The following is a 2,238-nucleotide window of genomic DNA, read 5'->3' on the forward strand; positions in this document are numbered from 1 at the left end:
AGCGATAGAGCAAATGAAGAATTAAAGAAGTATAACACTAAGATGTATGTATCTAGAGAACAGATATTAAAGATTCAAATAGAATTCTTAATTGCTTATGCAACAGCTCAAACAGAATTATCGATGAGGGAATATTTCGAATCAACAGCTTATCGTGTGTTCAGTGATCAAGCGGGTATTTTAGGTGAAGGTGTACAAGTAGCTAAAGAAGTTATAGATACAATCGTTGATACACAATTTCATGGTGTCGTTTGGTCAGAGCGATTATGGACTAATACCGAAGCAATGAAACAAGAAGTAGAAGAAATAATTGCTAATGTAGTTATTAGAGGTCGACATCCTAATGAATATGTTAAAGATATGCGCAAGCACTTAAATAAATTCGAAGGCACAGCACGACAAAAGACCGCAGCAATTAAATCATTGCTTTATACGGAATCGGCACGTGTTCACGCACAATCAAGCATTGACAGCATGAAAGAAATTTCACCGGAAGGATATTATATGTATATTGCAAAAATCGATAATAGAACAACTAAAGTATGCAAAGGGCTTAATGGAGAAATATTCAAAGTTAAAGACGCTAAAATTGGTGTTAATTTTTATCCTATGCATATCAATTGTCGTTCAGATTGCGCTTTACTACCTAAATCTATGTGGCCGAAAAAACCAAGCAAGAAACGAAAAACAAAATACTTCGGAGGGAAAGTGAAAAGCGGTGATTGATTTAAAAGTAAAGTTTTTTAAAGGCAAGTTAGCTTTGTATGATAGTAAATTAAGTGTTTGGAGGATACTAAAATGAGTAATACTGACAAATACCTTAGAGACATAGCAAGAGAGTTAAAAGGTATACGTAAAGAGTTACAAAAGCGAAACGAAACAGTTATTATTGATGCAAACTTAGACAGCGTAAGGTCGGCAGTATTAGCCGATAAAGAAAAATCGAAATATAATGAACCTCTCTTTTAATAGCTAGCACTTAATTGTGTTGGCTATTTTTTATGTCCAAACCATGCTTATGACAATAAAAGATGCAAGTGTAACAGCCCGAACCATGTATGGCTTAAAACTAATCAAGAGTAAATAAATGAGGTGTAAAAACTATGGATATCCAAGAGAAGTTAAAACTCAAATTACAGTTTTTTGCTGAAGAATCAGATGGAGATAATGGAAAATCAAAAGATAACAACGATGATGAAGGCAAAGACAAACAAGACAAAAAGACTAATTCAGAAGAAGAAATCGAAAAAAGACTACAAGAAGAATATAACAAGCGTCTTAAAGAAGAATTAAGTCGTCGTATGAAGCAGAAAGAAAAAGAGAAACAAGAAGCTGTTGATGAAGCTAAACGATTAGCAAAAATGAACAAAGATCAAATCGCTGAATATGAACGCGAACAAATGGAAAAAGAGCTGGAACAATTACGTTCAGAAAAACAATTAAACGAAATGCGTTCAGAAGCACGAAAAATGTTGAGTGAAGCGGAAGTTGATTCATCAGATGAGGTTGTCAATTTGGTTGTAACTGACACTGCTGAACAAACCAAATCGAACGTTGAAGCTTTTTCTAATGCAGTAAAAAAAGCGGTTAATGAAGCGGTTAAGGTTAACGCTAGACAATCGCCATTGACTGGTGGAGATTCATTTAATCACTCGACTAAAAATAAACCGCAAAACTTAGCTGAAATAGCTAGACAAAAAAGAATTATTAAAAATTAACGGAGGCATTTAAATGGAACAAACACAAAAATTAAAATTAAATTTGCAACATTTTGCAAGTAACAATGTTAAACCACAAGTATTTAACCCTGACAATGTAATGATGCACGAAAAGAAAGATGGCACGTTGTTAAACGACTTTACAACACCTATCTTACAAGAGGTTATGGAAAACTCTAAAATTATGCAATTAGGTAAGTACGAACCAATGGAAGGTACTGAGAAGAAGTTTACTTTTTGGGCTGATAAACCAGGTGCTTACTGGGTAGGTGAAGGTCAAAAAATCGAAACATCTAAAGCTACATGGGTTAATGCTACTATGAGAGCGTTTAAATTAGGGGTTATCTTACCTGTAACAAAAGAATTTTTGAATTACACTTATTCACAATTCTTTGAAGAAATGAAGCCTATGATTGCTGAAGCATTCTATAAAAAGTTTGATGAAGCGGGTATTTTGAATCAAGGTAACAATCCATTCGGTAAATCAATTGCACAATCAATTGAAAAAACTAATAAGGTT

4 protein-coding genes are annotated in these 2,238 nt (G+C 33.6%); all 4 read left to right on the plus strand.

Annotation, left to right across the window (positions count from 1 at the left end):
* Positions 1-726, plus strand: a 726-nt coding sequence (locus KQ486_RS13720) for a minor capsid protein (protein WP_246569353.1), incomplete at its 5' end; no start/stop codon positions are given.
* 72 nt (positions 727-798) lie between these two features.
* Complete coding sequence (locus KQ486_RS13725; RefSeq protein WP_000072207.1) at positions 799-969, plus strand: hypothetical protein; 171 nt, start codon at positions 799-801, stop codon at positions 967-969.
* A gap of 134 nt (positions 970-1,103) precedes the next feature.
* Positions 1,104-1,718: a DUF4355 domain-containing protein gene (locus KQ486_RS13730; RefSeq protein WP_000354307.1), complete on the plus strand. Its 615-nt coding sequence runs from the start codon at positions 1,104-1,106 to the stop codon at positions 1,716-1,718.
* Between the two features lie 13 nt (positions 1,719-1,731).
* A partial coding sequence (locus KQ486_RS13735; RefSeq protein ID WP_216687976.1) for a phage major capsid protein occupies positions 1,732-2,238 on the plus strand: 507 nt, incomplete at its 3' end.

Source organism: Allobacillus halotolerans, from assembly GCF_018967645.1.
Classification (GTDB): Bacteria; Bacillota; Bacilli; order Bacillales; family Alkalibacillaceae; genus Allobacillus; species Allobacillus halotolerans.